Source organism: Streptomyces sp. NBC_00354 (assembly GCF_036106915.1).
GTDB lineage: Bacteria > Actinomycetota > Actinomycetes > Streptomycetales > Streptomycetaceae > Streptomyces.
In genome coordinates, this window is record NZ_CP107983.1 from 8,747,561 (window position 1) to 8,773,541 (window position 25,981).

Below are 25,981 nucleotides of genomic sequence, written 5' to 3' on the forward strand. Positions count from 1 at the left end.
TCAGGCGGATCAGGCGGATCAGGCGGATCAGCGCTGCAGGGTGAGCAGGCCCGGCCGGTACGGCAGCTCACGTCCGTCCCGTCAGCAACTCTGACAGGACGAGATTCTGATGACGCCTCAGTAACGGGCAGGTTGCGACGCGGGTACTTGACGGCCTCTCATGCGCCGTGGTTTTCTCCCTGCAACACACCGGATGTTCGGCTTCAAGTTGTTAGCGCTAACAATGCGCCGGAGGCCCGGCATCCCCACCCCGCAGGGGTCACGTCTTGCCGCCGCCCCGGACAAACAGTCCGTTCGCGCAGTTCAGCGCACCAATCCAGATGACCAGCCGCCCCGATGCGGGACACGGTCACCGGCCCGGACGACCGAAAGGCAGCACAATGGCCGACACCACCAACTCCCGTGCAGGCAGCGGCCGCCCACCCGGCATCCGAGTAGGCGAAGACGGTCTGACGGAGCGCCAGCGCTCGGCGGCTCCGTCCGCATCGCACGGTTCACACTGACCACACCCCGAGCGCAGCAACGTCCCTCCTCCGCATCTGACCAGCTGCTCAGTCCCCGACGCGCAGCACCAGGAAGGACCACACCATGGCCAGTGCCGCCGTCCACAGGCCAACGGCTCACCCGACTGCAGTGAGGTCACCCGCCGCCGGTACGAGCCTCGCCCGGGCAGCCTGGGTGCTGATGATCCTCATATTGGCGTTCGCCGTCCTTCCCGCCGCGGTGCATCCCACAGCGGCCAGGGCCGACAACCCGATCGTGCAGCACGTCTACACCGCCGACCCTGCCCCACTGGTGCACAACGGGCGGGTCTACCTCTACACCGGGCACGACGAGGACGGCTCCACCTCCTCCTTCGTGATGAATGACTGGCGGGTGTGGTCCTCCGCCGACATGGTCAACTGGACCGACCACGGCTCACCGCTCAGCCTGAACACCTTCAGCTGGGCGGGCGCCAACGCGTGGGCGGGCCAGGCCGTCGAACGGGACGGCAAGTTCTACTGGTACGTGCCGGTGTCGGTCCGGGCGACCGGCCAATTCGCCATCGGCGTGGCGGTGTCGGACAGCCCCACCGGCCCGTTCCGGGACGCCCTCGGCCACCCGCTGGTGGAGAACAGTGAGATCGACCCGACCGTCTTCATCGACGACGACGGCCAGGCCTACCTGTACTGGGGCAACCCGAACCTTTGGTACGTCAAGCTGAACGCGGACATGACGTCCTACGCAGGCAGCCCCGTCAGAATTCCGCTCACCACCGAGGGCTTCGGGTCCCGCACCGACAACCCCGACCGTCCTACGCTGTACGAAGAAGCACCATGGGTCTACAAGCGGAACGGCCTGTACTACATGGTGTATGCGGCCAAGTGCTGCTCGGAGTTCATCGCCTACTCCACGGCACCCAGCCCGACCGGGCCGTGGACATACCGTGGAACAGTCATGCCCGCCCAGGGCAACAGCTTCACCAACCACGCGGGCATCGTGGACTTGCAGGGCAACTCGTATTTCTTCTATCACAACGGCGCCCTCCCGGGCGGCGGCGGCTTCACCCGCTCGGTCGCAGTGGAGAAGTTCTCCTACAACGCTGACGGAACGATCCCGACGATCAATATGACGACGGCCGGGGCGCCGCAGGCCGGCACGCTCGATCCTTATGTCCGCCAGGAAGCCGAGTCCATCGCGTGGGGCAGCGGCATCGAAACCGAACCCTCCAGCGAGGGCGGGATGAACATCAGCTGGATTGAAAACGGCGATTACATCAAGGTCAAGGGCGTAGCATTCGGCACCGGTGCCGGCTCGTTCACCGCCAGGGTGGCATCAAACACCAGCGGCGGCCGAGTTGAGCTGCACCTGGACAGTCCTACTGGGCCGACGGTCGGGACATGCGCGGTGTCGGGCACCGGAGGCTGGCAGACCTGGAGCACGGTCTCGTGCCCTGTTACCGGTGCGACCGGGACCCACGATCTGTACCTGCGCTTCGCCGGTGGCAGCGGGTACCTGTTCAATATGAACTGGTGGCAGTTCACCACCGGCCAGTCCACCCTCTCGTCAACCGCCGTCGCCCAGCACAGCGGGCACTGCCTGGACGACCCCAACCAGAGCACCACCGACGGCACTCAGTACCGGCAGTACACCTGCGGCGCCGGTGAGGAACAGCGGTTCGACTTCCGTCCGGTGCAAGGGGTGGCGGACACCTATTCCCTGGTGAACCGCCACAGCGGCAAGTGCCTCGACATCCGCGGTGTCTCCACCGCCGACGGTGAGGCGGTCCACCAGTGGACCTGCCACGGCGGCACGAACCAGCAGTTCACGCTGCGGCGTGTCGCCGCCAACGACTACCAGCTCGTCGCGGTGCACAGCGGCAAGTGCGTGGACGTCAGCGGGATCTCCACCGCCGTCGGAGCATTGGTCCACCAGTGGACCTGTGACTCCGCCAGTGCCCTGGCCACCAAAAAGAACCAGGTCTGGCGCCTGACCGGCAAGAGCTGAACCAACACAGGGTCGGGCCCGGGCCGGCAACCCGGTGCCCGACCCTGTCGTCCAGGGCCTTTGCGCGACGGCTTCATCTCGCCGCCCGGCCTGGGTCAGCCCTCGGGTCACGTTAACGAGGTGCAGGGCGCGGCGCTCCCGGGGCATGGCGCCATGGCACGCTGGTATTCTCGTTCGACATTCAGAATCATGTCCGATATGTCGAACTTTAGCCCTCGGTCCCCTTGTTCGTTCCGATGCGGAGCATTCGCTTCCCCTTGGTGGCCTCTTGTAGACAGAAATGACAAACACTCTGGCTGCTCCTGCACATGCTGAGGGACACTCAGATCACCCCCTGCACGGCTCGTCCTCGGAAATGTTAACGCTAACACTTCGGCTCTCGGTCCCCCACGCGTGAGGAAGCTGATCTCGTATGTCCTGGCTCCAACACCCCCACAGCCGCCGGAAAGTCATGGCGGCCACCGTCGGCCTGGTCGCGGGCAACACGCTGACGGCGATAGGCGCGAGCGCGGCGGCGGCCACGACGGCCCAGCAGGAGCGGTTCACCAACCCGGTGATCTGGCAGGACTTCGCCGACCTCGAGGTCATCCGCGTCGGCGACGCGTACTACTACACCGGCTCGACCATGCACTTCTCGCCGGGCGCGCCCGTCCTGCGCTCCTACGACCTGGTCAACTGGGAGTTCATCGGCCACTCGGTGCCGGTCCTCGACTTCGGCGACGCGTACGACCTCAACGGCGGGCGGGCGTACGTCGCGGGCATCTACGCGTCCTCGATGCGCTATCGCCCCAGCGACAAGACCTTCTACTGGCTGGGCCAGATCGGCTGGCAGCGGTCGTACGTATACAGCGCCACCGACGCGGCGGGCCCCTGGACCCGGCACGCCGAGATCGGCAGCATCTACTACGACGCGGGGCTGCTCTTCGACGACGACGGCACCCCGTACGTGGCGTACGGCGCCAACGAGATCCACGTCGCGCAGCTCTCCCCGGACATGCGCACCGAGGTCAGGTCCGAGCACGTGCTCACCAAGCCCGACGCGTTGCACCTGATGGAGGGCTCCCGCTTCTACAAGATCAACGGGAACTACTACATCTTCGTCACCCGCCCGCCCAACGGCCAGTACATCTGGAAATCCATATCAGGCCCCTTCGGCCCGTACAAGATGCGGGAGGTGCTGTTGAACCTGCCCGGCCCGATCCCCGGCGGCGGCATACCGCACCAGGGCTCGCTGGTCGACACCCCGAACGGCGACTGGTACTACATGGGCTTCATCGACGCCTATCCCGGCGGCCGCGTCCCCGCCCTGGCCCCGGTCACCTGGAACGCCGAGGGCTGGCCCGAGCTCCAGACCGTCAACGGCACGTGGGGCGAGACATACCCCTACCCGGTCACCCCGCACCCGCTCCCGCCGATGACCGGCGCCGACACCTTCCAGGGAACGGCGCTGGCGCCGTACTGGGAGTGGAACCACAACCCCGACACCGCCGCGTTCACCGTCAACAACGGGCTCACCCTCAGGACCGCCACCGTCACCGACGACCTCTACAACGCCCGTAACACCCTCACCCGCCGCATCCAGGGCCCCGCCTCCACCGCGACCGTCGTGCTCGACTGCTCCGGGATGGCGGACGGCGACCGGGCCGGGCTGGCGATGCTGCGGGACTCCTCCGCCTGGATTGGCGTCACACGGCAGGACGGCGTCAGCAGGCTGGTGATGTTCGACGGCCTGACCATGGACGCCAGCTGGAACACCAGCAGCACCGGCACCGAGCAGGCCCGCGCCGACCTCCCCGCGTCCGGCGGCCGCGTCTGGCTGCGCGCCGCCGCCGACATCAGCCCGGGGCCGGGCCGCCAGGCGACGTTCTCCTACAGCACCGACGGCACGACCTTCACCCGGCTCGGCCCGGCCTTCACCATGAGCGAGAGGCCTCATTTCTTCATGGGCCACCGCTTCGCCGTCTTCAACCACGCCACCCGGGCCCTCGGCGGCGAAGTGCTGGTGGAACGCTTCGAGTTGCGCGCGCCGGCGGAGCAAGCGGCCCCTGTGGACACCAACGCCTGGTACGCCATGGTCAATCGCAACAGCGGCAAGGCACTGGACGTGGCGGGCGTGAGCTCCGCGGACGGCGCCGCGCTCACGCAGTGGGCCCGGTACGACGGGCCCAACCAGCAGTTCCAGTTCGTGGACTCCGGTGGCGGCTACTACCGGTTGAAGGCGAGGCACTCCGGCAAGCTGCTGGACGTCTCCGGCTGGTCGACGGCCGACAACGCCGCCATCCACCAGTGGAGCGACCACGGTGGTGTGAACCAGCAGTTCCGGTTGGTGGACTCACCGGACGGATACGTCCGGTTGATCAACCGCAACAGCGGGAAGGCCGTCGAGGTACCGGGCTTCTCCTCCGCCGACGGGACCGACATCGTCCAGTATTCGGACTGGGGCGGCGTGAACCAGCAGTGGAAGCTCGTCCGCGTCGGCTCCACGGGCTAGTCCTCCTGCTGACACCGGTATCCGGTTCAAGCCCACCGAAACTCCCCCTGCCCGCTGGGCAGGGGGAGTTTCGGTCTGCGCGCGCCCGAGGTCGCACGGCCGACAGCGAGGTCCGAAAGAATCTTGGACCGGACGGCAACCCTTTCTGAAGAGGATCGAACGCCGGGTTGCCCGGTCCTGACCGCTGCGTGCCGCGCCGCGCGCTCGGGAGACGTGGCGCCGCCCTGAGCCGTGTGCCAGGCACGGCAGGTCGCGTTTTCCCGCTGCGCGATTAGCCGGCGCACTGCTCGACGGGGTCCGCGAGATCCTGGCCCGGCTCCTGCCGAGACGGCGACGACGCAGCAACCGCCACGTGGTCGAACGCAAGATGTCCAACTACAAACTCAAACGCATCCCGCACCGGAACTGGCCACAACCCACCCGCGACCCCGCCGAGGCAGTCCGGATCGCACTGCACTACCGCACCGTCTCCGCCAACAAGCAGCGCAAACCGCTCTAAGTCACTGGTATTGGGGCCAGAGGGTCTTGTTCGGGGTGCGACTCGTCGCGCGGTTGCTGGGTTCGCCGGTTCTATGGACGACCTCGGGGCGGCCGAGGAAGAGCACCTGACCGCCACGCTGCTCGAAGGCCTCGTCCGCGAGTTCTCCGCCCTTCCTTCTCACGCGCGGCTGACGGGCGTGACCGACCCGCATCTGCGGGTCGGTCACCGCACCGTGACGAAGAAGGAGGAGCGGACCAACGGCGCCGACATCGGGGTCGTCGTCGACGTTCGCGTGCCCGGCCGGCTGCAGCTGCGGACGGGAGACCTCATCCAAGTCAAGAAGTCCACCGCGCTGACGCCGGGGCGCACCGGGCGCGAGGACACGTGGACCATCAAGCGCCGTCAGCTGCACGACCTGCTGGAGCACAGTGCCAGTGCGGTGTACTGGCTGATTCGGGGCACCGGGGATGTTCTCGTGGTTCCGGCGAAGTTCCTTGCCGCCGTCGAGGGTGCCGCCGCCCGTCCCTCGTCCAAGCAGTTCACCGTCGGCCACGCAGCGATCCGGCACACTGCGGTCCCCATGGAGCAGTACCTTCCCGATCTCGTCGTGGGGCTGTGGCTCGGCAGCAGCAGCGATCGGACTCTCCAGGCGGCTCAAGGCACCAGTCGCACCACACGGCCCCGGTTCGCCCTGACGATCGACGTTGTCCTCGAGCCCATGTTGGGGTGAGCCTTTCGGCCCCCCGTGTCAGGTTGGCCCCTCGGGCGAGGCCGCGGAGTTTAAACGCGGACTTGTGAAGAGGGGTCGCCTCGTCGGCTTCGTACCGACCGCGTCAGCCGGCTGCCTGCCAGCCCGCTCCGTTTGCGGCACGCGCTGACCGGTCGTGCTCCCTGCGGGCGGCCTCCAGCAGCTTTCGCCACGACGTCACCGTGGGGCGCCGGCGTAGGAGCGCGCGTCGCTCCCGATCCGTCATACCTCCCCAGACACCGTGCTCGATACGCTGATCAAGAGCATGGGCGAGGCATTCCGTGCGCACCGGGCAGCCGCCACAGACAGCCTTCGCCCTGTTCTGGGCGGCGCCTTCTGCGAACAGCTCTTCGGGGTCAGTAGTACGGCAAAGTGCCCGCTCGCCCCATTCGTCGTCATCACCCGCGACCGCCCCCATGCCGTCCTCTCCCCGATCGGCCTGCCCCCCACCATGGGACGTTGGCAGTTCGGTGACGGTACGCCAATCGGGCGGGGCACGGAACATCGGAATCAGGCAGCAACTCCTACGGGTGAACGTGCGCTTGGCCGCAGCTGGGTTGCGCGGCAGCAACGACTGGCCTTCGTGTGATCGGTCTTACCCGTCGGCCCGGCCTCCAGGGACGGGAGGGAGGGGTTGTTTCCATAACCCGCTGACCTGGGGGTATCGTGCGCCGAAGCAAGATGCGGCACAGGCTAAGCAGGGTGTTGGGCACAACCATTTGTCCAGTTCGGAGCCGTCGGTCCACCGGGTCGGGGGCGGATCGTCCTCGGCGTCGCCGGTCCGAGCTGTGAGACCGGGCCGGGGTGCCTGCCGGGCAGCACGAAACCCCGAGACCATGACGGGACTCGGGGTTTGTGTGCACTGCGCTGACTCACGTTCAACGACCGTTACCCCGCAGACGTCACTTGCGAAGCGGCACAGCCGCACTCGTCTGACCGGGCCGATGGTGGCCGACCGCACGGTCACGGTCAGTGCGGGGACGGCGGGTGTGCCGTCGGGGCGCAAGTAGCAGCCCGCTGCGGCCGCCGCCGGGTGCGGCCGGTCGCCGGGGTCGGACGGGAGCGGGGGAGGAGTTGTCACCCGGGCCCAACGAGCGGCACCACCGGTGGCGTCACGCGGTGGTGGACGGGAGCAAGCTATCCAGCGCCAGGACGGGCACCTACTGATAGACGCTCCGAGGTGGCGCTCCTGCCCGCGGCCCCGGCGGCAAGGACCAGCCCGGGCGTGTCACGGGGCCACCGGGTCCGGTGAGACGGTGCGACCGCGTCTCGGAGAAAAAATGATTGAGATGGCAACCTTTCCGCTCTGAGTGGCCACTTAGGGGTGTACCGACGAGGGCGAGCCGTGATCAGCGGCGCTACGCCCTCTATGTCAACACCCGATCGGAGCCCCACGTGTCATCAGACGACCCGAGATCCGCCGAGCAGCCGATGCCCTCGGATCGCACGCCCCGCCGTAGCCGGATGCGCCGGCGCTTTGTCGCGGGGGCGGTGCTCGCCGCCTCGGCCGGTGTCGGCGCCCTGGCGCCCAGCGCGGGCGCCGCGCCGACCGTCGACATCAGTGTGAATGCCGGTGCCTCCTTGGGCACGGTGCCCAGCAGTGGTGTCGGCCTCAATCTGGGCTTCGGCGACGAGCACATGGGGGACGCCAATGTGACCTCGCTGATGAAGGCCGCGGGAGTTCGGCAGCTGCGCTATCCCGGCGGTTCCGGCGCGGACGAATACCACTGGAAGACCCACACCTCCGGCGACGGCAAGGGCTGGATCCCCTCCAACACCAACTTCGACCGCTTCATGGACATCGCGAAGAAGGTCGGCGCCCAGCCGATCCTGACCGCGAACTACGGTTCCGGCACCGCCCAGGAGGCCGCCGACTGGGTCAAGTACTCCAACGTCGACAAGGGTTACGGCGTTAAGTACTGGGAGATCGGCAACGAGGTCTACGGCAACGGGCACTACGGCAACGGCAAGGGCTGGGAAAGGGACGATCACGCCGACAAGAGCCCGAGGGAGTACGGGAAGAACCTGGTCGCCTACTCGAAGGCGATGAAGGCCGTGGACCCGACGGTGAAGATCGGAGCGGTGCTCACCACCCCCGGCGGCTGGCCGGACAAGGAGAAGGCTCCCGGTGACACCGCCGACTGGAACAACACGGTGCTCTCCATCGCGGGAAGCTCGATCGATTTCGTCATCGTCCACTGGTATCCGGGCGGCACCACCACGGCCGACCTGCTGAACACCCCCTCCAAGATCGCCGCTACCACGTCCGAGCTGCGCTCGCTGATCGCCAAGTACACGGGCTCGCGCGCCGCTTCGGTGGAGATCGCGGTCACCGAGACCGACGGCGTCGGCTCGCCCGCCTTGACCAGCCAGGCCGCGGCCCTGTTCGCGCCGGACACCTACATGACCTGGTTCGAGCAGGGTGCCACCCACGTGGACTGGTGGAACCTGCACAACGGCACGGACCAAGCACCCACCACCGTCCACGGCCAGACCGACTACCAGGACGGGGGCATTCTCTCCGCTGGAACCTGCGCCGGGGGGAAGTGCCAACCGCCGCGCGACACAACCTTCCCCACCTACTGGGGCATCCGCTCGCTGACCGCACTGGCGCAGCCTGGTGACACCATAGTCAAGTCGTCCTCGGGCAACTCGTCGGTCACCGTGCACGCGGTGCGGAGCAGCAACGGCGGTCTGAACGTCATGCTGACCAACAAGAGCCCGGAGAACGCGGCGGAGGTGTCGCTCTCGTACGCCGGATTCACCCCGGCCGCCGGGGCGGTCACGACCGTTTCGTATGCCAAGGAAGGCACCGCCCTGACGACGGCGGAGCGGGGCACGGCGGTCGCACAGACGCTGCCGCCGTACTCGATCACGACTCTTCAGCTGAAGCCCGCGGCGGGGACTGCTAGCGCTGACAAGCCGACGCCCGTCCCCACGCCGACCGTCCCCACACCGGTTGTCTCCGGCACGACCGGCACCCGTGCGCAGGCGGGGATCGGCGCACCCGTCGGCCAGCCGACCCCGAGCAGCACGTCCGGCGGCCTGGCTTCCACCGGGGCGGGCAACGCTGTCACGTACAGCGCCATCGGTGGCCTGCTGGTCATCGCTGCCGGCAGCGTCCTGGTGCTTCGCGGACGTCGCCGCAAGGCTTTGCACGGGAAGTGAGACCGCGTGAGTGACCGACGGCCCGGCAGCCACGCCACCCACCCGTGGCGTGCGCGCCGGGCCGTCGGCCTCCGCGCCGGCGGTCAGGTAACAAACAAGGCCGGGGTCGTTGACCTGGACCTGGCCTACCTCGGCACCGGTCCCGGCCCGTGGGGTGGCCCGCAGGCGGCTGCGTTCCGGGCCACCGTGGAACTGCCGCGTGAGGACTTCGCGATCTTCGGGGACCTGGCGGTGTTGCCCGCCTGGCGGGGTCAGGGCATCGAACGGCGACTCCTCGACGCCGTTCTGACCTTCCGGGACGAGACCGGGTCGGTGCTGTTCGCAGACTCCACCGATGCCACCATGCGGGGCATCTACCGGAACTGGCGCTACGTCTGGCGCACCGCAGGAGGCAGCGCCGATCGCTGCGCCCCGCCCCGCTGCTGATCTCCGGCCTTTTGCAGACCGGTAGCGCCGCCCCGGACACGTCCGTGGGCGCCACCTGCACCACCGGCGCCGACGGTGTCTGCACCGCGACCGTCCCGCTGGGGAGCTACTACTGGCAGGAGACCAAAGCACCGCACCGCTGGGAGCACTCCCATTCGTAGGCACATGAAGCCAGCCCCGCGCGGTGCGCGTCAAGACACGCGCCCGCGTTCACCTTCCGTAACCGGACTTCCCCCTGCCCCACCGCGTACGGTCGACGGGCCCGTCCGGGTCGATCTCCCCACACACCGCCTGTCCCTTCGGGTTCACCCCGAAGGGACCAGGCCGGCGTTTCCCAACGGCCGTGACGCCAAAGGCCCGAGCCGACCCCCGTCAGTAGCCGACGTGGAAGGTGGCGTCGGCCTTCTCCGTGGTGGTGGCGATCGGGTCGATGCGCAGGACGTAGCCGGTGTGCCGGATGTAATGCGTCGGGAAGTTGTGCGAACGGAAGGACGACCAGGAGGAGTCGGCCAGGCCGGCGGTCCTGTGGAACGTGGCGTCCGCGGCGAAGGTCGCGGTGCCGTCGTTCTCTTCCAGCCGCAGGTCGTAGTTGGAGTGCCGCAGGTAGCGGGTCGGGAAGTTGACCGACTGGAAGGACACGCCCGCGCTGTCGGCCAGGCCGCGTACGAGCTTCCACTGCGAGTCGGTGTACGGGTCGAACGGGTAGACGTCGATCCGGCCGACGGAGTTGGCATGACGGACGTAACGGTCGGGGTAGTTGTAGGACTTCAGCCGGTTCCAGGCGGGGCTGCCCCACTTCGCCACGAGGTTGTCGTACTCGGTCGTGGTGATCGTCGCGATGGTGCAGTGCTTGGAGTTGAGCGGCTGGGTGTAGTCGCGCTGGTCGAGCGCGGTCCAGGTGCCGGCGGCGAGGTCGTTGCTCTGCCAGGCGTAGAAGACGCCGTTCGGCGTGTAGGTGTCGCCCCACAGGTACCAGGATCCGGAGGTCAGGGACTTCACCAGGGTCGGCGCCTCGGTGCCGCCGTGGGCGGCCGCCGTGCTGAAGGGCGTGAAGCTGCCCGGCTGCAGGGTGGTCGACCGCGCGCCCACGAGGGCCTGGTCCCTCCCCCTGTAGTAGAGGTAGTTGACGCCGTTCACGCCCACGGCGAGGTTGCCGTCGATGATGTCGTAGCCGGGGTCGAAGAAGACCTGCGGGGACGTCACCGTCTGGAAGTTGGTGGTGTAGTTCACCATGAGCACGTTGTGGCCGCTGGCATTGACCGACGAGTAGATGATCCCGTACTCGCCGCGGCCGGCGTCCCAGAACGCCTCGGGTGCCCAGCTGTGGGTCACCATGTCGTGCAGCTTCAGCCGGCGGTAGCCGGTGAGGGTGCGCAGGTCCGCGGAGTCCCAGACGTGGATGTACTGGCTGTTGTAGCCCCAGTCGGTGCCCTTGAGGTCGGTGGCGAGGACGACGAAGGTGCCGTCCTGCTTGCGCATGATGAACGGATCACGCAGACCGCCCGCACCCGCGGTCGGGGTCACCACGGGGTTGTTCTGGTTGAGCGGCATCCAGCGCAGGCCGTCGGTGCTGACCGCCAGGTGCAGGCCGTAGTCGGCCTCCAGCATGGTCGCGGACTCGGTGAAGTAGCCCATGACGTAGGCCGCGTCCGCGGCGTAGGCGGGCCGTGCGCCCAGGGCCAGCGTTCCGGACAGGGCCAGCGGGACGGTGGCGGCCATACCGAAGAACAGGCGTCGCGACGGGTGGGGGCCGGGGCCGGTTGTTGCGGTCATTTGCGCTCCAGGGTGCGTGGGGGGGCGGGCGGCCGTTCTCGGCAGTCACGGCATGCACCGTCGCAGTGCTGGGCGGGGGCGCCCGGACCACGGGATGCAACGGGTCCCGCGGGTGGTCGCGGACGTTACGTCCCGGGGCGGGAGGTTGCTCCCCGTTCCGTGGAGCCCAGCCCGTCGGGAGTGCGGGGACGGTGGAAGCAGGATCGAATGTTAGCGCTAACAATCAATTCAGCCAGGTCACGCGGTAGATGAGAGCGGCTCGGTGGCCATCACTATGGGTCAGCCCGAGTAGCGCGTCAAGGTCACGCGCAAGGTCGTCCCGCTGCCCGGCCGGGAATGGCAGCCCGACCCGATCCGTCGTCCCGGACGGGCACGTCGGCCTCGACGAAGCCCAGCCGCCGGTTCATGCCGATGGCCGCAGCGTTGCCCGGGTGGTGGAAGGCCCGCATCCAGTGCACGCCGTGCGAACGCGCGAAGCTGATCGCCAGAAGCTTCATCGCCAGCGCGACGCCCCTCCCCCGGTGGCCGGCCAGCACTCCGTCTGCGCTATTGGGGGATGGTGAGCAGGATGCGGCCGTGGCCACCGCCGGCGTCGACGTGGTCGTGGGCCTTGGCGATGTCGTCCAGCGGGTGACGGGCGCCGACGGCGGCTGCGGCGGTGAGGTCGCGGGCGGCCTGGCGCTTGGCCTCGGCGGGGAAGTCGTCGCTGCCGAGCAGTCGCAGGGTGACGTTGTTGAACAGCAGCGGCCAGAAGGGGATCTCGCCCTGCCTCCCGAGGCAACTGGGCCCTCCGCCACACCCACCACGGGGGCGACCACCGCCTCCCAGGCGCCCGAGCGCATCACCTACACCGTCACCGTCAACTGAGCCGAGCGGACAAGTCCCGGCCTAAGACGGGCAGGCCCGCCGTCCTCGCGCAGGCCTTCCGGGTGGTGTGTGCGTGCGGATGGCGCAGCGCCGCCAAAATCTCCCGCTGGGCGTCGTAGACCGCTTCCCAGAGCTCTGGTTCGTACAGATAGACTGCGACCGGCCCCTTTGTGCGCATCCCAGACTTCACCCTCGTGATGTACGGAAACTCGGCGAGCCACAGCCACAGACCCCGCCCCGCCGACCGCCCCTTCCACACCCAATGTGGTGATCGTTATGCGGAGCTGGACGGTAGCGGTGCCGCGTGCCTGGCTAGACCTCCCGGTATCGCGAACGAACCCCGCCAAGCGAGAAGACCGGACCTGGGATTTTCGACCTCGCCACGGACGTCGGGCCGAGCAGTGCGGACTGGGCTCTTCAACCGAAGCCCCGGCCCCTCGCATGGCGTATCAGAATGTGCACCGACGCTTGACCGGTTTGCAGTGATGTGGACGTAGAGCTTGTCCTTGGCCAGGTCCAGGGCGGCGAACAGGTGCCGTACTCCGCCGTAGCGGTTGTAGGTCGCGCGGCACCGTCGGCTGGGCCACCGGCGGGATCCTTGTGCTTGCCTCCGCGTTCGGCCCATTGTCGGCCTGGGTGCGGCATCAGGTTGAGGGGGCCGAACTCGTCCATGCAGAAGATGACTTCGGGCTCGCTGTCCTCGGGTATGACTTCGCCGTCGGCGATCGCGTAGAGGTGCTCGACTCGTGCCTTCTTGGCTGCGTAGTCCGGATCGCGGGAGGTTCTCCAGGTCTTCAGGCGTTGAAAGGAGACGCCTTCCTCGCGGAGCAGGATGCGCAGGCCCTCGTGGCTGATGTTGTCGACCACCCCCTCGGTGACCAGGAAGTCCGCCAGCTTGGTCAGGCTCCAGGTTGAGAACGGCAGGTCGTGCTCGGTCGGCTTGGACTTCGCGATCTTCTTGATCTCGCGCCGCTCGGGCAGTGTGAACGTCTTCGGGCGGCCGCCCTGGTACTTCGGATACAGCGAGCTGAAGCCAGCGGCGTTGAAGTTGTGGATCACATCGCGGACCCGGTCATCGCTGGTGAACGACACCTCGGCGATCCTTGCCACCGGCATGCCCTGCGCAGACAGCAGCACTATCTGGGCTCGCCGCCAGGTCACCACCGACCCGGTACCCCTGCGGATGATCCGCAGCAGCCGCCGGCCCTCGTCGTCATCGATCTCACGGACGTGATGGGGATTCTTGAAAACGGCCGCTGTCGCTCTTCGCCTCACTTCGTTGCAGCGTGAACGGTATGGGGAAGATGGGGAGCCCGAGAGCATGCGTGGGCCCCGTCGACCGTCAGGTCGGCGGGGCCCGGTGATCGTGAACCTCAGCTGGTAGTCAATTGATCAGCCCGCACCTCGAACTCAACGTGCCCTTCGAGCGATTCGAGTCCCCAAGGAGTGACGGAGATCTTGACCGTGTCCGAGGTGTCCGTGGTGTTGCCGGTCGTCAGGATGTTGCAGAGGATGCTGACCTCGGCGGGGTAGCGGGAGTCGGGGGCCAGGTTGTCGCCTCCGGCGAAGACGGGCCACTTGTCGATGAAGGCCCACTGCTGATGGTGGGCGTCGGTGAAGCGGACCTCGATCAGGCCGGGCCGGGGTTCGTCATCGACCCACCGGACCGCTTCACAACGTAGGAAGACCATGGGCGGACTCTGCCATCAGGGCCTGTGGTCGGCAGCTGGATTTCCAGGCTGCCGACCCGTTGATGGCGCTGTCACGGAGCCCTGCGGAGTGGGACGACATCGGGAAGCCCGGTCGGCATGGAGGGCCGGGCGACTTCCGGCGTTGCGAGGAGAGCGACGATGGTGACGGGCTGCTGGCAGTGGGGGCAGTTGCGGGTTGCCGTAGGCTCCAGTGGGTCCCGTTCCGGAGCCTGGCGGTAGACGGCTCGTGTCGCGGGTTTGGGTGTCGCCGGCAGGCCGGGCATCACGGGAGGCGAGGCCGCGGCCGGGTGAGGCGTTTCGCCGAGGCGGCGGGCTCGGTCCTGCTCGCGGGCCTGGTCACGGTAGCGTTCGGCATCCCTGCGGCAGGTCGGGGAACAGTAGACCTGCCGAGCGGCCGGGGATCCGGCCGAACGGGTCGTGATCGACCTGGGGCGGGTGCTTGAAGACGCGCTCGTCTCCGAAAGCGTCGAGCTGCCAGATCTGCGCGGGAGTGCCGTTGTAGTCGAACTGCCAGATGTCGGATCCGTTGTCCGTCCACCCGCCCCTCAGGTCCAGGACTCGCATGCTGCCGGCGTTCCACACGACGTACTGGTTGGTGGCCACTTCCTCGAACAGCCACTGCTGGGCTTCCGTGCCGTTGGGTTCGTACTGCTGGATGTAGACGTGCTCGTTGCGGTTCCCATCCGGTACGTCCAGGGCCTTGCCGCTGTAGACGTTGAGCACCGTGCGCAGCGGCTGGTTGATCCTGTCGAGCTGGAGGTAGAGGTAGGCCATTCCCTCTCCGTGGTCCCGCCCGTCGACGTAGAGGGTGTATTCCTGGCTTGTGATGTCCTTCAGGGCGTCGAGGGTGAGGGCGAGGACAGAGGTGGCGACGTGGTCGTCAGCCATCCAAGAGGTGCAGGCCTCGATGATGGCCGCGATCCCAATGGCGATGGCATGGGCCACCAGTTCGATGAAAAGACTGGCGAGGCCTCCTGCGAACCCCTCCGCGACGAATTCCTCAACAGCTTGGATCCAGGTCGTGGGGTCTTTGAGGTCCTCCAGACTCTGCTGCAGAAACTCGTAGAGAATCCCGTCGTACTGCTCGTAGGCGCCGCTCTCGTCCTGCTCCCAGCAGTCGACGGTGCACAGCAGGCCGCCACCGCTCACCGGCCCGTACCACAGCCGGTTGGGCGCGAAGTCGCGCTGGGTACGGCCGAGGGGAAAGAGCCAGGGCGACCGGCTGCGGGCGGCGATGATCAGCCAGGTCCTTGCCAGCGGCCCATCTCGATCAGGTCGGTGACCACCCGGCGGAGCTGGGAGGCAGTGGCCTCGGCGACGTCGTCCTCGGGCCGAGGCGGACGGCATCCAGGAGCTGGCACCAGGACGTCCGGCCCGATTCGAGGGCGGCGACAAACGAGTACGGCCAGCCGGGGATGAACTGGTCCGAGGACCGTCCGCTGCGGCCGTAGACGTGGCAGAACAGGCGATCCGCGCTGGTCGGCGCGTCAGGGCGGAGCCAGTTGCTGACATCAACCGCCAGGACCAGGCGCCCGTCGTCGGCCCGCGGCATCGGTAGACCGGCCAGCACCTGCCGCAACCGGGGTACGTCCACGTTCCCGTGGTTCAACGCCTCGTACATCGCACCGTGCCCACGCCGGTGCTCGGCCACCAGCGTCAGATCCACCGGCGACGTCACCGGGCCGTCCGCGCACAGCAATGCGTCCACGAGCTCGAACAGCTCGTCCCCGCGCACGGTCAGGCAGTCGAATAGGTCCTCCCGGAAGCGTGACGCTTGCGCGAACGCTTCCCCGGGACCGGCGTCAGGCAGCAGACTCACCTTCACGGCCTTCGTCTCGATCGCTGCACCTTGGTCGGAGCACATGATCAGACGAAGGCCGCCCCAGCGTCCCGCGAATGCCCAGCTGGGCTACCCAGTTCGATACGCCGTTCGAAGTCAGTCAGGCAGCGCCACGGTGAGATCCACCTCGACGAGCTGTCCCGGAAAGCCCAGCTGGGCGACGCCCAAGAGCGTACTGGCGGTGGTGAATGCCGGCCCCAGGGCAGACTCGGTGAGCCGACGCCATGCGGCTCCGAGAATGTCCCTCTCATCGCTCCGCACGTAGATCACTGACCGCACCACATGTTCAGGCTGGGCACTCACCGCTGCCAGGGCAGCGAGCGCGTTCGCGACAACCTGGTCGACCTGCGTCTCGAGGGAACCGGAACCGACGAGGTCACCATTCCGATCAAGCGGGCACTGCCCCGCCAGATAGGCGGTACGGCCTGCCTCCACCACGGTGATGTGGTGGTAGCCGGGTGTCTCATGCAGCTGCTCGGGGTTGATGCGGGTGATCTTCTCAGTCATGTCAGCGAGTCTGACCAGCGTGGTGCCAGCACGCACCGCATTTTCTCCACCGGCAAGCATTCCGCAGTGACGTGAGGTTAAAGAACTTCCCAATGCTGATGTCAAGCGGCTGCGGTGACGGATGGTGAGGGCTGGTAGCACGCTCCGTCGCGGATCATCGCCCAGAGAACGTTGGCTCTCCGGCGGGCGAGGGCGAGCAGTGCCTGCTTGTGCCCCTTCCCTTCGCTCCGCTTGCGCCAGTAGTAGGTCCGCGAGGCAGGACACGATCTGAGGCTGGCCATCGAGGAGAGGTAGAAGGCCCTCAGGAGGCCGCGGTGGTAGCGACGCGGCCGACGCATGTTGCCACTGACGCGTCCTGAGTCACGTGGCACTGGGGATAGGCCGGCGAAGGCAGCTAGGCGGTCGGCGGTCCCGAAGGCTTCCATGTCGCCGCCGGTGGCGGCGATGAACTCGGCGCCGAGCAGGGCGCCCATGCCTGGCAGGCTGCGGATCACCTCAGCGTGCGGGTGCTCGTAAAATCGGGCTTCGATGAGAGCGTCGAGTTCGGCGATCTCCGCGTTGAGGGCCATCACCCCCTTCGCGAGACGGGCCACCATAGTGCCGGCCAGGTTCTCGCCGGGCAGCTCGGTTTGCTGGGACTGGGCCGCTTCGACTGCGGCCTGGGCGACGGCGTCCGCGTTCTTGACCTTGTGGTTCTTCAGCCAGGTTCCGATGCGTCGAGCACCACTGCGGCGGATGGCAGCCGGACTCTGGTAGCCGGTCAGGAGTATGACGGGCCCCTTGTTGCTCAGGTCGAGAGTCCGCTCCAGCGCAGGGAATATCTCGAGGAGTTGGGCTCGCAGCCGGTTGATCTGGCGGGTGCGGTCACTGACTAGATCGGTGCGGCGGGTGGTCAGTATCCGCAGGTCGACGGCCTTCTCGTCGCCGGCTCGCAGCAGGCCGAGGTCGCGGCGCATGCGGGCCTGGTCGGCAATGACAAAGGCGTCTTTCTCATCTGTCTTGCCCTGGCCGCGGTATCCGGACGAGGCCTGGTGCACGGCCAGGCCGGTGAGGTAGACCATCGGCTGGCCGTGGCTGAGCAGGAGCCCGATGAGCAGGGCGGCGCCACCGTGGTTGATGTCGACGGCCCAGAGCGTGTCCTCGGAGAGCGCGAGGACATCCCCGATGAGTTCGAGCAGGGCCGACTCGTCGTTGAGAACCCGCCGCGAGAGCAGGCGTTCACCCTGTGCGTCGAGCACCACGCAATGGTGATGCTTCTTGCCGATGTCCACTCCGGCCCAGATCTGGGGCACGGTCACCTCCGCCAGCTCGTCGTCCAAGAACAGTCCCGCAGACGACCTCGCCGACGTTGTCCTACGAAGCGATCGAGTCGCGTATCCCAATTAGCGGTCGAGTCGTCGCGGGGTCCAGGGCGGCCAAGTTCTTTGAGCCATCCAACGGCGACAAGCTCACAGCCATACCCCGAACCCCTGGGCCCTGCCGATCTTACGAATGACCGGCTCAGAACCACGCTTGGAAGGTAGGACAAGGTCAGAGCCTGTGAACAATCCCCAGTCTGCCCAGATCACTCCGTTATGGGCAGGCACTCGGCGAGCAGGTCGACGACGTCCCGCCAAGCTCGCTGCGCGTGCTGAGGGTGATAACCGACCCCGGGAAGCACGATGTGGTCGACCGGTGGGTGATGGAAGGCGTGCAAGGCGCCGCCGTAGACCACGAGGCGCCAGTCGACGCCCGCAGCCTGCATCTCGGCGGTGAATGCGTCCCGTTGCGCGGGCGGCATGATCGGGTCTTCCGACCCGACCCCGGCCCACACCGGGCAGTGAATGCGCGCCGTCTCGCCTGGTCGGCCCGTGGTCAGTCCGTTGACTGTCGCGATCGCGCGCAGGTCGACGCCGTCGCGCCCGAGTTCCAGCGCGATTGCGCCCCCGGTGCCGTAGCCGACGGCGGCGATCCGGTCCGGGTCGGTCCGCGGCTCGGCGCGGAGCACGTCGAGCGCCGCGTGGCCGATGCCTCGCATCCGGTCGGGGTCGGCGAGCAGCGGCATGCAACGGGCCAACATCTCCTCAGGGTCGCCCAAATAGCGCCCGCCGTGGAGGTCGAAGGCCAGCGCCACGTATCCCAGCTCGGCGAGTGTCGGCGTACACGTGAACGTCCCCAGCCTCGTACGAATGAAAAGGGGCAGTTGCTGATGCGGTGAGACCTGCTGCTCGGCACTCTGCTGCTTGGTCGATTCGGGCGGCGGAGGGGGCTGGCAGTGGTCTTGGATCCGCAGCGTTGGCTGGAGCTTCGACGCTTTCGCGGCCTGCTGGAGTCCGGGGCGATGAGCCTGTCGGAGATCGCCAGGGAAACTGGGCTGGACCGTAAGACGGTCCGCAAATACCTGTCGGCACCGGGTCCGGCGACGCCTCCGCGGCGGTCGCCGAGTGGGCGGTCTCGGGCGAGGGTGATCGACGAGTTTAGGCCGCTGATCGACTCGATGCTCCGGGCCGAGGTCCTGATGAAGGCCGCGGTCATCCACGAGCGGCTGACCCAGGATTACGGGTTCACCGGGAACTATCAGCGGGTCAAGCTCTACGTCCAGACGGCCCGGCCCCGGATCGCCGAGGAACTCGGGATCACGCCCAAGGAACTGGCGGGGATGCACCGCCGGTTCGAGGTGATCCCGGGGGCTCAGGCCCAGGTCGACTGGGGTGACGAGGGGAAGATCCTCGCTCACATGGGCATCCCGAAGGTCTACTCCTTCCACATGACGCTGTCGTACTCGCGCGATCCGTTCTGCTGCTTCACCACGAGCCAGGACCTGCAGACCTTCTTCGACTGCCACCGGCGGGCTTTCGCGCACTTCGGCGGGGCGCCGATGACGATCGTTTACGACCGGACCAAGACCGTCGTCCGACGCCACGTTGCCCCTGGTGAGGCGGTCCCGCTGCATCCGGAAGCGGTCGGCTTCGCCGGCCACTACGACTTCGACATCGACGTGCTGGCCGCCTACCGCCCGCAGGGCAAGGGCCGAGTCGAGCGGCAGGTCCTGATCGTCCGCGACCACGTTCTGTCCGGCCGGTCGTTCTCCTCCGTCGAGGAGATGGACGCCGCGTTCACCGCCTGGGTGCCGCTGCGGCGGGCCCAGATCCACCAGACGCACCGGGAGGTCATCGCGGAGAGGGCCGCGAGGGACCACGCGGCCCTCAAGCCGCTGCCGTCGGTGCCGTATCTGGTGGCCGAGCGGCAGTTGCGGCACGTCGGCAAGGACTGCCTGGTCTCCTTCGACGGGAACCTCTACTCCGTGCCGGCCCGGCGAGTCCGTGCTCGTCAGCTGGTCGAGGTCCGGGCGACGAAGTCCCAGGTCATGCTGCATGGCACCCTCGCCGACATCCATGGCAGCACACTGCTGGCCGCCCATCCCCGGGCGATCGGCCGCGGTGCCCGTGTCGTCGACGAATCGCACTGGGACGGCCTGCCCACCGGCAAGAACCGCCGGACCACTACCGGCGACATCCCCATCCAGCCTCGGCAAGAGCGGCCGCGGGGCGAGGAGACAGGCCCGTTGCAGGCACTGCTGAACAGGGCCGCGGCCACCCGGATCGAGGTCGGACGTCGGCCGTTGTCGGTCTATGACGAGCTGACCGGCACCCGTCCCTTCACCACCCATCGAGCGACGAAGGAACCGTCTTGAGCGAGCTGACCGGCAACCGCATCCGTTCCACGGCCGGCAAGCTCGGCCTGCCCCACCTCGCGGAAACCATCAACGAGTTCACCCGCCGGGCCGACGAGGCGAAGATGGGCTACCTCGACTTCCTCGACCTGGTCCTCTCCGAGGAACTGGCCGTCCGCGACGACCGCCGCTTCCGCCAGGGCCTGCGGCTCTCCCGGCTCCCGCACCACAAGACGCTCGATGAGTACGACTTCTCGTTCCAGCCCGACCTCGACCCGCGCAAGGTCAAGGACCTGGCCACCCTCTCATTCGTCGAGGCCAAGGCGAACGCCGCTCTCCTGGGCCCGCCGGGAGTGGGCAAGACACATATCGCTGTCGCTCTGGCCGTCGCGGCCTGCCGGGCCGGCTACTCGGTCTACTTCACCAGCCTCGACGACATGGTCCGCAACCTCAAAGCCGCCGAGGCAGCCGGGCGCCTGGCCAACAAGCTCGGCACCTACCTGCGGCCGGGTGTCCTCGTCGTCGACGAGGTGGGCTACGAGATCCTCGAACGCGGAGAAGCGAATCTGGTCTTCCAGGTCATCTCAAAGCGGTATGAAAAGGGCTCGATCATCCTGACCTCGAACAAGACCTTCAGCGAATGGGGACAGGTGTTCGGCGACGAAGTCCTCGCCACCGCCATCCTCGACCGCCTCCTGCATCACTGCGACGTGATCTCCATCAACGGCCCCAGCTACCGACTCAAGAACCGCCTCAAAGCCATCGAACGGGACACCGACGTGGCCTGAACGAACTGCCCGATCCTGTCATCGCACGACGTGAATCCCGGGAAGTGGCCGACGCCAATCACCCTGCAGGCTGACCAGCAGGTCGCGCGCGAGGGACCGAACCTGACGCCACCCTGCGTCGGTGGCCAGCGCTTCCCTTGACCAACGCTCGGCATTCTCACTGCCGCTCATCTCCTCGAGCACCGCGTCAATCAGCTGCAGCTTGCCCGAGGCTTCCGCATCCAGGAACTCTTCCTGCTGGCGGTCGGCCATCAGGCGAAAGGCGTCATCGAATTCCAGGGCCAGCTCGTCGGTCACGACCTTGTGCTTGTCGATCCAGGCGAGTTGATCGGCCGAGTCCGCACCAAGTACCGCAAGCGCTTCGATCAAGCGCTGCCAGCGGAAAGAAGCCCCAGGAGTCCCCACCCGCACATCCTCGCACCATCACGATCCGAGCCACCGAACTGGGGACGTTCATCCGTACCGAGCTGGGGCCTTCCACTCGTACGTCGACAGCGAGCGCATCGGCCCGGCGGCGCTCGACGTCGCTGAGCCCCACCCCCTCAGGCCCGATCAGGACCGCGGGCCGGCGGTCGACACCGGCCGGGAGCGCGAGGTGCCCGATCATCGTCAGGCCGTCGGCCGCGTAGTCGATCGTGCGCGTTGTAACTGTCGTCATGAACCTGGACTGTAGTGATCGTCGAGCCCGGTCGGGCCGGTGTTCTGCCGCTGGCAGAAGGCAGGTCTCTGGCGTATTCCGGAACCACCCCGTCAGCGGTTCAGCTCAGAGCCTGTGAACAAACCGCCGTCCGCCCGAAGGGCGGGCGCACCGGACGCCGCTGCGCGCAGACGGGGTTTGTTCACAGGCTCTCACCGAAGGATGACGCTCACACCTCGTTCCTCGAAGATCTCCAGGAGCAGGTCGAACAGCACCCTGGCCGCCCGGGCACCAGGCCTGACCGCATCCCTCAGAGCCGCCGACGCCCGGTATGTCCTCCTCGAAGGGACCTCGCCGAGTGCGACCTCGTCGGCGACAGCCGCGCGGACTATTCAGGAAAACGCCGCCGCCACGGGGTGAACCTGCAGGTCATCATTGCACCGGACGGCAAGCTGGTCTGGATTTCACCCGCTCTGGCAGGCCGGGTCCACGATCTGACCGCGGCCCGCCGACACCGGATCATCGCCACATGCGTCCGGCTCGGCATCCCCGTCCTGGCCGACAAGGCCTACCAGGGAGCCGGAGACACCATCGCAGTTCCCCACCGACGACGACCGGGGAAAGACCTCACGATCGAACAGAAATCCGTCAACCGGGCACACTCCCGCCTCCGATGGCCCGTCGAAAGAGCCATCGCCCGGATCAAGGCCTGGCGCATCCTCCGCGAAGCACGCTGCAGCCCCAACAAGCTGACGTCAGTCACCAAAGCCATCCTCACTCTGGAGACTTACCGCTGAAAATGCTCAGTGGCCGCACACGTGCACGTGTCATGCCGGGGGATTCTGCAGCCAGTCTGCTTCGGTGGTCCAGAACATTTGGCGCGCACCGAGGTAGTCGTGGGCGAAGTCCGTGAACCGTTCGCGCGTGTAAGGCTTACCGGTCTTGGGGTCCTTGGCGTTGATGTCGGGTTCCTGGACGGCCATCGCGACGAGGGGAAGGGCATCCTTGTATTCGTGGAGGAACTTGTAGGAGTTCTCCATCTGGTACTTCCGGTCCGGCAGGGTGTCCGGTCCTCCGATGCCGATCTTCTTGTCCCTGGCGAGGTCGAACATCTCCTTCATGCGCTTGTGGTCGTCGTCACCCGGCAGGAAGTTGATGTACTGGATGAACTGCGTCTTGGTGAAGACCTTCTTGCCGTAGCGCATGTTATCGATCTCGGCATCGATGTAGGACTTCGAGGTGTACTTGGTCTGATCTTTCTTGGTGTCCACCTCGACCGCAGTCTCCGGAAGGTTCACCCCGGCGAGCTTGCCGTCGAACTTCTCCGCCATCGCCTTCAGCATGGCCTGGAAGTCTGCTCGCACCTCTTTGTTCCACTGCGCGGCCATGGCCCCATGCGTGGTGGGGTTGTCAGGGTTCTCATCGACCGTCGGCGCGACCCCGCCCTCGTCCTTCACATATTGGGGCACGTTGGCGTCCTTCATGGCTACATCGAAGAACCGATCCTGAACCTGGACGAACAGTTTCTTGTGGCGTTCCTGGAGATACTTCAGGGCATTGTCCAGCCGCGACCACTTGTACTCCCCCTTCTTCCCCTCAAGGGCCTTCCAGGGCACCACCACCTGTACGCCGCCGATGTCCGTACGGTCAATCGCGGCCTTGACCTTAGGGTCCTCGCCGGACGTGGCATCCTCGAATGCGCCGAGCGACATGTATAGATTGTCCGTCACCTTGCCGTGGGACACCGAGGCGGCCTTGTCTGGGGCGGGAGCCGCGACGGCCACCCCGACGGTGGCCGTCAAGGCCACGGCCGTGAGGACAACAGATCCGACTGCACCACGTTGCATCATCATGAACGAGACGCTAGGGACACGTTCTAAGTGAAAGATAAGAGCGTCCGCCGTGACTCTCGGTGTCGGCACTCACCGCCACCGAATCTGACAATCCGTCACGAAGTGGCGGTTTTCTCGCTTATCACCTCCGCCCTCCAGAACGGGCCTTGACCCCGGATTTTGGGCACCGGAGAGACTTGGGCTGCGGGTGCCGTTGGCGGCCTGGCGGCCTGGCGGCCTGGCGGTGGGCGGTCGGTTCGGGTCTGGTCCCGCCGGCAGACGCCGGCCGTGGGCTGTGGTCGCGGGCGGTGGTGGAGGCCGCCGACCCGGAGCAGGTGCGCGCGGCCCTGCGGGGCCCGATCAGTGCCGGGGTGGCCGCGGACCGGCTGACGGAGGCCCTCGGGGAGCCGCTCCCGATCCTCCGGCCGAGGGTGACTGCCTCGGTGGTCGGCCACCTCGTGAGGGCCGGTCTCCTGGTCTGCCTCGGCGGGGACACGCAGTTCCCCGACGTCCACCCGGACCAGGTGGCCGCGCTCGCCCGCCGCCGGGACCTGCCCGCCCTCCTCGACCGGCACGTCCCCCTCGGCCCGGACCAGGCCGCGCGCCGCCTCGGGGTCCGCCGCACCGACTTCGACCTGATCGCCGGCCGGCTCGGGTGGCTGTCCCCGGTCGCCTCCGTGGACGTCGACTACAAGCACCACGGCGGGGTGACCGCGGTCCCCCTCTACGACGCCCAGGAGATCGCGCTGCTGGAGGTGGTCCGCCCCTCCGTGGACTGGCGGGCCGTGCGCACCGTCACGGCTGGCCGCCGCTCCCCGCTCGCAGGCCTCCACCCAGCCGCGCCCGGCGGTGACCGGGTGTTCCTGGCGGAGGTGGCGCGGATCGCCAGGGTGGGCTGGGCCGCGGTGGTGAACTGGCGCCGCCGGCAGCCCGACTTCCCCGACCCGGTGGCCGGTACGGACGTGCACCCGCGGTTCGACCGCCGCGCGGTCGTGGCCTGGCTCCTCACTCACGACAAGATCGAAGTGCCCACGGGGCCGACGGTCGCCTCGCTGGTGCTGGCCGGGGCCCACGGTGCCACGCACCGGTTCCGCCTCGATGACCCGTGGCTGGACCTGGCCGACGACGCGGCCGGCGAGGACGAGTTGTCGGGCTGGTCCACCGACGCGGACGCCGACGCGCTGGCGGAGCTTGCGGCGGGGGAGTTCGGGGCGTCGTTGCGCCGGCTGGCCGCGCCCGGTACCGGCCCGTTGGCGGTGCTGGGGGAGGTGCGGGTGATCGAGCGGTTCCGTTCGGGGTCGGGTGGCCTGCGGGTGACGTTGGCCTGGCCGGCCGGTCTGCGGGGTGCCGCTGCGGAGGGGCCGGCGGGCGGTGTGGTCCGTCACGGGGTGGCGTATTGCCGGCCCGGGGGAGGCATGCGCGTGCAAGCGGCACGACTGCGGCGGAGTTGTCCCTGTTGACTGGTGCGAGGAGCACGGAACGGCCGCCGGCTCGGTGTTGGAGTGGCACTCCGGCGGCGGTATCCGGTGCGCGGAGCTGGCCCGCAGGCGTACCGGCGTCGTGACGGAGGCTGCACCCTCGGCGGGTGCTGGCGCTGCCCGATGACCTGGCAGTGCCCGTTCTGGTTCGGTGGCCCGGCTGATGCATAGGCCGGCCGGATGGGTGCCCGCTCCTTCGGCTGGTGTGGCGGGAGGAGCGGGCACCGCCTGGTGCTGTTGTTGGTAGGGGAGGGTGGGGGCCTAGAAGTAGGGGCCGAACCCGCCGCCGAACCCGCCGTAGCCGCCGTAGCCGGGGACGGTGCCGGGGTAGGCCTGGTGGAACTGGCCGCCCGAGCCGGTGTGGACGACGAGTCCTCCGGGGCTGGGGGAGGCTTCCGGGGCCGTACCGGTGAGGAGGTCGAGGGCCATCCCGATGCTGCCCCTGTCAGTCGCGTTTTTCGTCGCCCTCGTCGGGCACGGGCTGGGCGGGGGCCGCGGTCTGGGTTGTCGGCGCGGAGGGTGCGGCGTGGGCGGGCGCCGCGATGGCGAGGGCGGCCGCGGTTGCGGTGAGGGCGAGGATCGCCCGTGTGGTGTGACGGTTCATACCCTCTCCAACGATCTTGTTGTGAGCTGGACACCGCGTGTAGGCGGGACGGGTCGTCACGCCCGCGCCCAGTCCACGCCGAGGTGGGCGAGGGCGGCGAGTTGGTCGGGGTGGGAGTCGCTCGCGGCGCTGCTTTTGGTTGACGATCCACACCCCCGGTGCGGTGCTCGCTGTTGTCGGGGAGCTGCTCGACGTGCGCCCGCCCGGGCGGGCCGCCGCTTCCCGCTTCTGGTACTGCGTGAGGGCCTGGACGCCCTTCTGGAACGCTTCCGCGCCCCGCCCGGACCCTGGTGCGATCTCTCGGTTCGGTGACAGCGGTGTGAGAGACAGTGGGCTCTGGTGTGTTGATGCTGGTCGGGGGCTGTTTCGGGGTGTGTGGTCACTGTCATGGATGTGAGAGATCGGGGTTTATCCACTGTCGTTGAGTGAGAGACGCCCAGGTCGCGTACTGACGTGAAGCGAGAGATCGCATTCAGGTCCGAGCCGCTGT

General features: G+C 67.7%; 21 protein-coding genes and 8 pseudogenes. 13 read left to right on the plus strand and 16 right to left on the minus strand.

All coding sequences use genetic code 11. From position 1 onward, the window contains the following. The first annotated feature begins 684 nt into the window (after nt 1–684). The 5 genes and pseudogenes from OHT74_RS40555 (at nt 685) to OHT74_RS40575 (ending at nt 6,189) form a co-directional block, all read left to right on the plus strand. Nucleotides 685–2,487, plus strand: coding sequence for a family 43 glycosylhydrolase (locus tag OHT74_RS40555; RefSeq protein ID WP_328623176.1), 1,803 nt, complete (start codon nt 685–687; stop codon nt 2,485–2,487). 412 nt (nt 2,488–2,899) lie between these two features. Then, nucleotides 2,900–4,516: pseudogene (locus OHT74_RS40560) on the plus strand (glycoside hydrolase family 43 protein); the annotation flags it as partial. A gap of 18 nt (nt 4,517–4,534) precedes the next feature. Continuing rightward, nucleotides 4,535–4,978: an RICIN domain-containing protein gene (locus tag OHT74_RS40565; protein ID WP_328623496.1), complete on the plus strand. Its 444-nt coding sequence runs from the start codon at nt 4,535–4,537 to the stop codon at nt 4,976–4,978. 352 nt (nt 4,979–5,330) lie between these two features. Next, nucleotides 5,331–5,477 carry a hypothetical protein gene (locus tag OHT74_RS40570; RefSeq protein WP_328623177.1) on the plus strand — a complete coding sequence of 49 codons (147 nt, stop codon included), beginning with the start codon at nt 5,331–5,333 and terminating at the stop codon, nt 5,475–5,477. A gap of 73 nt (nt 5,478–5,550) precedes the next feature. Beyond that, complete coding sequence (locus OHT74_RS40575; protein WP_328623178.1) at nt 5,551–6,189, plus strand: hypothetical protein; 639 nt, start codon at nt 5,551–5,553, stop codon at nt 6,187–6,189. A gap of 103 nt (nt 6,190–6,292) precedes the next feature. Here the strand turns inward: OHT74_RS40575 and OHT74_RS40580 are convergent, their stop codons facing one another. Next, nucleotides 6,293–6,553, minus strand: a complete 261-nt coding sequence (locus OHT74_RS40580; RefSeq protein WP_266674803.1) for a WhiB family transcriptional regulator — start codon at nt 6,551–6,553, stop codon at nt 6,293–6,295. Here OHT74_RS40580 and OHT74_RS42340 point away from each other — a divergent pair. From OHT74_RS42340 to OHT74_RS40595, 4 genes and pseudogenes are all read left to right on the plus strand, one after another. Further along, the gene (locus OHT74_RS42340) at nt 6,449–6,796 is read left to right on the plus strand and encodes a hypothetical protein (RefSeq protein ID WP_266674813.1); all 348 of its coding nucleotides are present in this window, start codon (nt 6,449–6,451) and stop codon (nt 6,794–6,796) included. The two genes, OHT74_RS40580 and OHT74_RS42340, sit on opposite strands and share 105 nt — an antisense overlap. A gap of 875 nt (nt 6,797–7,671) precedes the next feature. Then, complete coding sequence (locus OHT74_RS40585; RefSeq protein ID WP_266674693.1) at nt 7,672–9,375, plus strand: cellulose-binding protein; 1,704 nt, start codon at nt 7,672–7,674, stop codon at nt 9,373–9,375. A gap of 108 nt (nt 9,376–9,483) precedes the next feature. Then, nucleotides 9,484–9,591, plus strand: a pseudogene (locus OHT74_RS42345) (YceI family protein); the annotation flags it as partial. A gap of 221 nt (nt 9,592–9,812) precedes the next feature. Beyond that, nucleotides 9,813–9,962, plus strand: a complete 150-nt coding sequence (locus OHT74_RS40595; RefSeq protein ID WP_266614052.1) for a prealbumin-like fold domain-containing protein — start codon at nt 9,813–9,815, stop codon at nt 9,960–9,962. Nucleotides 9,963–10,173: 211 nt separating this feature from the next. On the opposite strand, the gene OHT74_RS40600 is transcribed toward OHT74_RS40595, so the two are convergent. The 10 genes and pseudogenes from OHT74_RS40600 to OHT74_RS40645 form a co-directional block, all read right to left on the minus strand. Beyond that, entirely contained in the window at nt 10,174–11,574 is a 1,401-nt protein-coding gene (locus tag OHT74_RS40600; protein ID WP_328623180.1) for a glycoside hydrolase family 43 protein, read from the minus strand. Nucleotides 11,575–11,876: 302 nt separating this feature from the next. After that, nucleotides 11,877–12,110, minus strand: coding sequence for a GNAT family N-acetyltransferase (locus tag OHT74_RS40605; protein WP_328623181.1), 234 nt, complete (start codon nt 12,108–12,110; stop codon nt 11,877–11,879). Between the two features lie 10 nt (nt 12,111–12,120). Beyond that, nucleotides 12,121–12,336: pseudogene (locus tag OHT74_RS40610) on the minus strand (NADPH:quinone reductase); the annotation flags it as partial. Nucleotides 12,337–12,925: 589 nt separating this feature from the next. Next, a pseudogene (locus OHT74_RS40615) lies at nt 12,926–13,716 on the minus strand (helix-turn-helix domain-containing protein); the annotation flags it as partial. A 98-nt stretch (nt 13,717–13,814) separates the two neighbouring features. Beyond that, nucleotides 13,815–14,132: a hypothetical protein gene (locus tag OHT74_RS40620; RefSeq protein WP_328623182.1), complete on the minus strand. Its 318-nt coding sequence runs from the start codon at nt 14,130–14,132 to the stop codon at nt 13,815–13,817. Between the two features lie 357 nt (nt 14,133–14,489). Next, complete coding sequence (locus OHT74_RS40625; protein WP_328623183.1) at nt 14,490–15,302, minus strand: RICIN domain-containing protein; 813 nt, start codon at nt 15,300–15,302, stop codon at nt 14,490–14,492. A 104-nt stretch (nt 15,303–15,406) separates the two neighbouring features. Further along, nucleotides 15,407–15,972 (minus strand): annotated as a pseudogene (locus OHT74_RS40630) (transposase); the annotation flags it as partial. A 117-nt stretch (nt 15,973–16,089) separates the two neighbouring features. Next, on the minus strand, nt 16,090–16,500 hold the full coding sequence (locus tag OHT74_RS40635) for a RidA family protein (RefSeq protein ID WP_266673776.1): 411 nt from the start codon (nt 16,498–16,500) through the stop codon (nt 16,090–16,092). A gap of 101 nt (nt 16,501–16,601) precedes the next feature. After that, the gene (locus OHT74_RS40640; RefSeq protein WP_328623497.1) at nt 16,602–17,798 is read right to left on the minus strand and encodes an IS110 family transposase; all 1,197 of its coding nucleotides are present in this window, start codon (nt 17,796–17,798) and stop codon (nt 16,602–16,604) included. Between the two features lie 266 nt (nt 17,799–18,064). Next, nucleotides 18,065–18,631, minus strand: a pseudogene (locus tag OHT74_RS40645) (dienelactone hydrolase family protein); the annotation flags it as partial. A 123-nt stretch (nt 18,632–18,754) separates the two neighbouring features. Here OHT74_RS40645 and istA point away from each other — a divergent pair. Both istA and istB read left to right on the plus strand, forming a co-directional pair. After that, a complete protein-coding gene (gene istA / locus OHT74_RS40650; protein ID WP_328623184.1) occupies nt 18,755–20,173 on the plus strand; it encodes an IS21 family transposase in 1,419 nt (472 codons plus the stop codon). Beyond that, nucleotides 20,170–20,940, plus strand: a complete 771-nt coding sequence (gene istB / locus OHT74_RS40655; RefSeq protein ID WP_328623185.1) for an IS21-like element helper ATPase IstB — start codon at nt 20,170–20,172, stop codon at nt 20,938–20,940. The genes istA and istB overlap by 4 nt, the downstream gene beginning before the upstream one ends. Before the next feature lie 18 nt (nt 20,941–20,958). Here istB and OHT74_RS40660 read toward each other — a convergent pair whose 3' ends face one another. Together OHT74_RS40660 and OHT74_RS40665 are read right to left on the minus strand one after the other, a co-directional pair. Then, the gene (locus tag OHT74_RS40660; RefSeq protein ID WP_328623186.1) at nt 20,959–21,309 is read right to left on the minus strand and encodes a hypothetical protein; all 351 of its coding nucleotides are present in this window, start codon (nt 21,307–21,309) and stop codon (nt 20,959–20,961) included. Nucleotides 21,310–21,433: 124 nt separating this feature from the next. Next, a pseudogene (locus OHT74_RS40665) lies at nt 21,434–21,598 on the minus strand (dienelactone hydrolase family protein); the annotation flags it as partial. 255 nt (nt 21,599–21,853) lie between these two features. On the opposite strand from OHT74_RS40665, the pseudogene OHT74_RS40670 reads away from it, so the two are divergent. Then, nucleotides 21,854–22,374, plus strand: a pseudogene (locus OHT74_RS40670) (transposase family protein); the annotation flags it as partial. 30 nt (nt 22,375–22,404) lie between these two features. Here OHT74_RS40670 and OHT74_RS40675 read toward each other — a convergent pair. Continuing rightward, on the minus strand, nt 22,405–23,430 hold the full coding sequence (locus OHT74_RS40675) for a hypothetical protein (protein ID WP_328623187.1): 1,026 nt from the start codon (nt 23,428–23,430) through the stop codon (nt 22,405–22,407). Nucleotides 23,431–23,717: 287 nt separating this feature from the next. Here OHT74_RS40675 and OHT74_RS40680 point away from each other — a divergent pair, with 287 nt between their 5' ends. After that, on the plus strand, nt 23,718–24,869 hold the full coding sequence (locus OHT74_RS40680; protein WP_328623188.1) for a hypothetical protein: 1,152 nt from the start codon (nt 23,718–23,720) through the stop codon (nt 24,867–24,869). A 279-nt stretch (nt 24,870–25,148) separates the two neighbouring features. Here OHT74_RS40680 and OHT74_RS40685 read toward each other — a convergent pair whose 3' ends face one another. Both OHT74_RS40685 and OHT74_RS40690 read right to left on the minus strand, forming a co-directional pair. Beyond that, the gene (locus tag OHT74_RS40685; RefSeq protein ID WP_328623189.1) at nt 25,149–25,316 is read right to left on the minus strand and encodes a hypothetical protein; all 168 of its coding nucleotides are present in this window, start codon (nt 25,314–25,316) and stop codon (nt 25,149–25,151) included. 16 nt (nt 25,317–25,332) lie between these two features. Further along, on the minus strand, nt 25,333–25,491 hold the full coding sequence (locus OHT74_RS40690) for a hypothetical protein (RefSeq protein ID WP_266673782.1): 159 nt from the start codon (nt 25,489–25,491) through the stop codon (nt 25,333–25,335). Nucleotides 25,492–25,981 lie beyond the last annotated feature (490 nt).

What these genes read in the sequence shown, in the direction of transcription:
- OHT74_RS40585 (WP_266674693.1), top strand. Translation starts at nt 7,672, where the DNA reads ATGCGCCGGCGCTTTGTCGCGGGGGCGGTGCTCGCCGCCTCGGCCGGT.
- OHT74_RS40675 (WP_328623187.1), bottom strand. Translation starts at nt 23,430, where the DNA reads ATGATGATGCAACGTGGTGCAGTCGGATCTGTTGTCCTCACGGCCGTG.
- OHT74_RS40685 (WP_328623189.1), bottom strand. Translation starts at nt 25,316, where the DNA reads ATGGCCCTCGACCTCCTCACCGGTACGGCCCCGGAAGCCTCCCCCAGC.
- OHT74_RS40690 (WP_266673782.1), bottom strand. Translation starts at nt 25,491, where the DNA reads ATGAACCGTCACACCACACGGGCGATCCTCGCCCTCACCGCAACCGCG.
- OHT74_RS40635 (WP_266673776.1), bottom strand. Translation starts at nt 16,500, where the DNA reads ATGACTGAGAAGATCACCCGCATCAACCCCGAGCAGCTGCATGAGACA.
- OHT74_RS40620 (WP_328623182.1), bottom strand. Translation starts at nt 14,132, where the DNA reads ATGGTCTTCCTACGTTGTGAAGCGGTCCGGTGGGTCGATGACGAACCC.
- OHT74_RS40600 (WP_328623180.1), bottom strand. Translation starts at nt 11,574, where the DNA reads ATGACCGCAACAACCGGCCCCGGCCCCCACCCGTCGCGACGCCTGTTC.
- OHT74_RS40555 (WP_328623176.1), top strand. Translation starts at nt 685, where the DNA reads ATGATCCTCATATTGGCGTTCGCCGTCCTTCCCGCCGCGGTGCATCCC.
- OHT74_RS40575 (WP_328623178.1), top strand. Translation starts at nt 5,551, where the DNA reads ATGGACGACCTCGGGGCGGCCGAGGAAGAGCACCTGACCGCCACGCTG.